At 56.5% G+C, this 6,507-nt stretch carries 5 protein-coding genes and 1 other annotated feature; of the genes, 3 read left to right on the forward strand and 2 right to left on the reverse strand.

The annotated features are described in order from the left end of the window. Window positions 1–420, reverse strand: a sequence feature (16S ribosomal RNA rRNA prediction is too short). A 348-nt stretch (window positions 421–768) separates the two neighbouring features. Beyond that, window positions 769–1,500 carry a Fic family protein gene (locus AXF19_RS11810; protein WP_066849203.1) on the reverse strand — a complete coding sequence of 244 codons (732 nt, stop codon included), beginning with the start codon at window positions 1,498–1,500 and terminating at the stop codon, window positions 769–771. A gap of 141 nt (window positions 1,501–1,641) precedes the next feature. Here AXF19_RS11810 and AXF19_RS11815 point away from each other — a divergent pair, with 141 nt between their 5' ends. From AXF19_RS11815 to AXF19_RS11825, 3 genes are all read left to right on the forward strand, one after another. Further along, window positions 1,642–1,956 carry a hypothetical protein gene (locus tag AXF19_RS11815; RefSeq protein WP_066849204.1) on the forward strand — a complete coding sequence of 105 codons (315 nt, stop codon included), beginning with the start codon at window positions 1,642–1,644 and terminating at the stop codon, window positions 1,954–1,956. Between the two features lie 169 nt (window positions 1,957–2,125). Beyond that, window positions 2,126–2,857 (forward strand): thiamine diphosphokinase, encoded by a 732-nt coding sequence (locus tag AXF19_RS11820; RefSeq protein WP_066849207.1) that lies wholly within the window; start codon window positions 2,126–2,128, stop codon window positions 2,855–2,857. A 15-nt stretch (window positions 2,858–2,872) separates the two neighbouring features. Continuing rightward, complete coding sequence (locus tag AXF19_RS11825) at window positions 2,873–3,655, forward strand: tRNA 2-thiocytidine biosynthesis TtcA family protein (protein ID WP_066849210.1); 783 nt, start codon at window positions 2,873–2,875, stop codon at window positions 3,653–3,655. Here AXF19_RS11825 and AXF19_RS11830 read toward each other — a convergent pair. Beyond that, window positions 3,650–6,507, reverse strand: a 2,858-nt coding sequence (locus AXF19_RS11830) for a DEAD/DEAH box helicase (RefSeq protein WP_237141612.1), incomplete at its 5' end; no start/stop codon positions are given. The genes AXF19_RS11825 and AXF19_RS11830 overlap by 6 nt on opposite strands.

Here is a 6,507-nt window from a genome sequence, read left to right on the forward strand (position 1 = left end):
TCAACAGAGCTTTACGATCCGAAGACCTTCTTCACTCACGCGGCGTTGCTCCGTCAGGCTTGCGCCCATTGCGGAAGATTCCCCACTGCTGCCTCCCGTAGGAGTCTGGGCCGTGTCTCAGTCCCAATGTGGCCGTTCATCCTCTCAGACCGGCTACTGATCGTCGCCTTGGTGAGCCGTTACCTCACCAACTAGCTAATCAGACGCAGACCCATCGACAGGTGATAGCATAAAAAGAGGCCATCTTTCACGGAGGAGAGATGCCTCTCCTCCGCTTCATTCGGTATTAGCATTCCTTTCGGAATGTTGTCCCCATCCTGTCGGCAGGTTGTCTACGTGTTACTCACCCGTTTGCCACTAAGCTCATAAAAGCAAGCTTTCATTCGCTCCGTTCGACTTGCATGTGTTAAGCACGCCGCCAGCGTTCGTCCTGAGCCAGGATCAAACTCTCCGCTAAAGGGTTGCCCCTATTCGAGAGCCTGTTGGCTCATTATGTCATTCTTGTAAAAGAATTGTTGTTTCGTTGACCGAAGGAATAAATCCTTCACAACGATGTTGCATCTGGCTTGTTAGAAGTTATTCTAACATGTTTTGCATTGTGTAGTTTTCAGGGTACATCCTGCGCCGTTTCTAGGTTTGTGGAGTTTTTCGTCTCCGCGCTGCCCTCATCGGCGCGACTATCATAATATAACACGGAGGGATGGTGCTCGTCAACCCCCATTTTTCATTTTTTACAAAAAGACTTGTCGGATATAACGGACACCTGCCCTATGATTCTTCCAGGATGCTCAGATACATATCCAATCTCTCATTGAGATACCGAGCAAACAGCTCCTCCATCGCAGCGAGGTCGCCCCCGTCTTCGTACGCATCGAAAGCCTTATAGTAAGCAACACGATCTGTGAATTTGATATCAATCGGCGGATAGCCCGCCTTCATAAGTTCCAAATTGACGAGAAGCCGCCCCGTACGTCCGTTTCCATCAATGAATGGGTGGATTCTCTCAAATTCGATATGGAAGCGCGCAAGCCTTCGCACGATATGTTCATCGCGCCCCGTGTAATCAATCAGCAGCTCTTTCATGCGTGACTCGATGAGATACGGCTGCACAGGTTCATGCGCCGCGCCCATGATACGGACAGGAACTCTCCGATAGACGCCGCGATCCTCCCGCTTATCTGCAAGAACAAGCGCGTGAATCTGCTTGATTGCATACTCGGTTAGGTGCGCATGCTCCCGCACCAATTCGCACACGAAGTCAAATGCTTCTTTGTGTCCGACCGCCTCCATGTGATCCTTAAGTGGTTTTTGATCGATTGTCAGACCGCGCAACACGAGATCTGTTTCACGCAGTGTGAGTGTATTGCCCTCGATTGCATTGGAGTTATATGTGTACTCGATGGCAAACTCCTCGTTCAGTCGTTCGCGCTCCCCCGCTGTCAGCGGCCTCCGCGCATCCAGTGCTGCCTTCTTTCGCTCAATTTCCTCAAAAACCGACATCTGCTATCCCTCCGTCTTGTGTTATTATACCATTGGCACACAAAAATATCAGTACATCGACAAGTGAAATCATATTTTATTGTTTATGTGCGCTAGCCTTATTTCCACCAGGATAGTATAATGTAATCGAGGTGATACATCATGCTCAAAATACTATCAGAACCATATCTCAATCGTGCCTCCCGCGCCTGTCAGGGGCTGATGAACATTCGACACGAGGATGTCATGCCCTATCAAACATTGGTAAAAATATTTAAGAAGGAAATTCCCTATGACGAACTCACGCACGCCGGGTATCTTCTTGGGTTCTTTGAAGAGTGCTATATCTCTCTAATTAAAGACTTTATGCAGGAGCAGGGCATTTCCAGAAAGGAAATTATTGACATTTTCGAGCTGCTACCGGAGCAGGGGGAAACATTTTATTTTAGGAGTGCCTTGAATCATGGCGGGTTCTAACAAAATATCGAACTATATCATATCTGCCCAACTGCTCGAATATGCTCTTGAATGAAAGCAGCCGCCGCACCGACCTTATATCTGCTATGGCAAAATATCTGGAGAAAGTGAATGCCTTTGCAGAAAAGCTCAAAAGAGATGTGGAAAATCCTAATATATGAGGAACAGCATGAACGAACATCATCTCATTCTCCCCGCACTCCGCGCCACACTTCCCTGCTGCCCACGACAGGAGGTTGTCTGTATCGGCGGCGGTCGTCCGCCCGCAGCAGATTGGCTCGCAGGGCTCGTCGCACAGGATGAAAAGAGCGGAACGGATCGCCCTGTCTGGGCAATCGATCGCGGTGTTAATATCTGTTATAGCGCCGGCCTGCCTCCTGCACTCCTCATTGGCGACGGTGACAGTGCGAACGCAGCGGCGTGGACGTGGGGCGCTGCAAAGGCCGCGCAGGTGCATTCCTTTCCGCCCGAAAAGGATGACACGGACACGGAGCTTGCGTTTCATATCGCCGCTAAGGAAGCACTGCCGCCGCTCCTCGTTCTGACAGCGGCATTCGGGGGGCGGCTCGATCATCTCATGAGCACCGCTGCTGTCGCCGCACACATCTCCGTTCCCTGCGTGCTTGCAGATGAGCGGGAGTCGCTCTTCTATCTGCACGACGGCGAGACGCTGCACATCACCTGCAAAAATCCACCGCGCGCAATCTCCCTCCTCCCCTTCACAGAGGAGTGCACAGGTATAACAACCAAAGGGCTGTACTGGGAACTAACGAACGCCCATATATCGAATCACACCTCGCTCGCAGTCAGCAATGTGCTCGCCCGCAACAACAGCGCAAAAGTATTTACTGTATCCATCGAGCACGGTGTCCTCGGCGTCTATCTCTGCCATATAGAATAAGGAAGATTCACATACATGAACATCAACATCCCGCAGTCCTATTTCAGCAAGCTCATGCGCGCCGTCGTCGAGTTCGAGCTCATCGAGCAGGGCGACCGCATCCTGATCGGCGTCTCGGGCGGCAAGGACAGCATTTTTCTCACCTACGCGCTTGCAATTCTGCGCGAGCGTCTGAAACGAGATTTCTACATCGCAGCATTCACCGTCAATCCGCAGTTCGACGAGTCGTTTGACACCGCTTCAATCGCTTCATTCTGCCGGAGTCTCGACATCGCCTACGAGGTCGTGGACGTGGACATTGCGGGCGCGATTGCGGCGCAGGACGACAAAAGTCCTTGCTTCACCTGCGCGTTCTTTCGGCGCGGCGCGGTGAACCGCTATGCCGTCGCCCACAAAATGAATAAGGTCGCCTACGCGCATCATCACGACGATGCGGTGGAGACCTTTCTCATGAGCCTATTCTATTCGGGGCAGCTGAACACATTCCGCCCCAAGACCTATCTGGACAAGACGGACATCACCGTCATCCGCCCCCTCGTCTACTTCCGCGAGCAGGAGATCATCGACGCGACCCGGTACCACGGCTTCACGCCGATCCCATCGCCCTGCCCGCACAACGGCAATACGACGCGCCAGACCGTCAAGGAGCTGATCGCGCATCTTAGCGCAGAGAATCCGAACCTCTACAACCACCTCGCCGCAGGAATGCGCGAGGGCGCGCTCGGCGAACTCTGGCCCGCGAGCAAGACGCGCAAGGAGATGGAGCGCACCTACCGCGCCTTTATGCAGAAATCATGATGTGCCACCGAAACACTCCTCCACGAGCTCCGCAAGCCGCCCGTCCTTTGCCGCCTGCGCCGCGTCCGCCTGAACGAAGTTGCGCGTCTCTGACCGCATCGCCGCATCGAATCCAAGAATGTAGTTCGTCGCGATGAGATAGATGATGCGCGTCGGCGCCATCCCATAGACCTGATTCCGCAGAATATGCCGAATGCGATCCGCGTCATCCGGGTATTCTGCTTTTATTTTCTCCGAGCGGTAGAGCCGCTTTACAATCTCCGTGATATACAGCCCCGACTTCATATAGAGATCGGCAAACGTCCGCGTCGGATCGTCGAAGCAGCCGGGATTCTCCGCCTCGAGTGCGTCCACCATCCGCCGCACAACCGCGCGCGGCGTAAAGATCTGATTCGTCCGCTGCGGCGGGATATAGTCGAAAATATCCTCTGTATGCGCCTCGTCGAAGTAGTCCGCCAGCTCCTCCCGCTTCTTCAAAAACTCCGCAATCGAGTCATTGAAGACCACCTCGTCAAAGAGATGCCCCGCAAAATACTCCTCTGCCCCCGTCTCGGGATGCGTATACGTACCGCCGTCGCGCAGAAAACGGAACTCCGCCTCCGTGATGCCCGTGACCTCGGCGAAGACATCGTCCTCCGTATAGTCATCGAAATTCGCGAGCGTCAGCCCCGCATCCCCATACGCCATGACAAAGCTCGGAATCGTCCGCGAGAACCCGCGCAGACGCGCACGCACCTCATCCTCGAGCGTCCGCTTCTTCTCCTCCGCCTTCGCGCGCTCCATGCGCTCCACCAGCTCTGCAGGCTTCTCCTCGATTGCCTCTTTCGCCGCTGCCTGTGCCGCCTCCGTCAGAGAGTGGAGTGCAGCCGTCATCTCCGCACTAAAAGCAGCCTCTGCCGCCGTGACCTCGTCCGCCGTCTCCGCCGCGTCCCTCCTGCGCACCAGCTCCGCCCGTGCGATATTCGTCTGCTGTGCGTAGTCCTCATGAATCTCTGTGAGACGCCGCTCGACCTCCTGCTCCACCTGCCGCTCCATGCGCGCCTGTGCACGCGGCTTCACCTCATAGGCAGCCGCCACGGGCGCAATCACCTCCGTGCGCAGATGCTCCTTCACTGTCTCTGTCAGAGCCGCGATTGACTCCGCCACCTGCGCGGCATCCGCAGACGACGCAATCTGCGGCAGCGCCGTAACAATGCGCTCCTCCACCTCTGCATAGCGCTTCGTTCCGAAAATATCCTGTGTCCGTCCGATCACGATCTCACCCGAGACCTCGGCTGCACCATTCTCATCCACCGAGACCGATGCCATCTCATCCAACTTCGGCGGATTCTTCGGACGCACATCCTCCTGCGCGGGCGTGAGCTTATCCATAATGTCGCGGACAACTGCGGGCGCACCAAAGACCGCGCCGATGTTGGCAAAGAGGAAGTTCGACAGGAAGCCACGCCGCACCACCTCCGCACTCTTCAATCGGCGCGGAATCGAGAGCACCTGCGCCGCATCCAGCTCCACCATGCGCCCCGCCTCATCCTCGCCGAGCACAGGGAAGAAATTCAGCAGACGGCGGATATTCGCCTGCCGTGCGTCCCCCGTCCCGCGTCCGTCCGCCGTATCTGCGGACAGATTGTTTGCGAATGCGTCAAAGATGATGAGCGTCCGCGCAGGATCGAAGTCAAAGACATACGCCGTCTGCTTGCGCATCCGCTGCCCGTCCGCCCGCGTCACGACGCACGGATTCTGCGCACGGAACGCCGCCTGCATATAGGACGAGGGGCTTTGCAGATTGCACAGCATCAGCACGCCGCTCCACTCAGGGATCGTCACGCCCACGGTCAGCTGCCCGACACTCAGCGTGATCGTCCGCTCGTGGTCGCGGATGGCCGCACGCACGCGGTCATATGCCGCCTCGCTCGCCCGCACATCATCGAGTGCACCGTCCCCCGCCGCGAGCACGATCTCATAGTCCGCAAACACGGGATCCTCATGCAGCAGCTTTGCGAGTGCCCTTGCACTCGCGACACGGTTCAGCAACCAGAGCGTATGCGTCAGCTCCGCGCGCAGTGCGGGCGTCGAGTACGGATATTTCTCATTCGTGCGCAGCGCATAGAGGAACCTGCGCACCTCCTCCTCATGCACGAATCGCCCGCCCTCATTCGTTGCAAAGAACTCGTTCAGATCGAACGCATACTCTGCACGCTCCTCCCCGAGATCGATCCCCTGCCGCAGATCGTCCTCGATCATCGGCGAGAGCTGATAGGTGAACATGGCGAGCCTTGGCAGCGGCTCATAGGGATTGTACGCATCATCCGCCCACGAGTCCTTTGCCTCCTGCTCATCCGCATACGACCAGTTATAGATCTGCTCCGCCGCGAACTGTGCGCTCGCGAGTGCCTTGAACGGCGTCCCCGACAGATAGAGCGTATGCGCACGGCTGATCTGACGGAACGCTCGCTCCGTCCGCATCGTATCAATGCCCTCCTGCGCCTCGTCCACAATCAGGAGGTCGAATTCCAGCTCGCTGATCCAGCGCAGCTTGTCATACTCCCCGCCGAAATACACCGATCCCTTCAGCCCCTGCAGGGACTCGAACGCCACCATCCCGACATCCTCCATCGTGGGTAGCGACGTGTACGCCTCGCGGGTGAGCACCCCCTCCCTGCCGCGCAGAGCCTCCGTATCGGACACAAAGGCAAGCGCCCCGTGCCAGCCGATGAAGCGGTGAAAATCCTCTGCCCACGAGTTCGCAATGCTCGGGCGGTTTGTCACAATGAGCACCTTCGTGAAGCCCATCCTGCGGATGAGATCGTAGGAGGTCAGCGTCTTGCCGAAGCGCGGCTTCGCATTCCAGAGGG

Source organism: Selenomonas sp. oral taxon 126, assembly GCF_001683335.1.
In the GTDB taxonomy this organism is placed as follows: Bacteria; Bacillota; Negativicutes; order Selenomonadales; family Selenomonadaceae; genus Centipeda.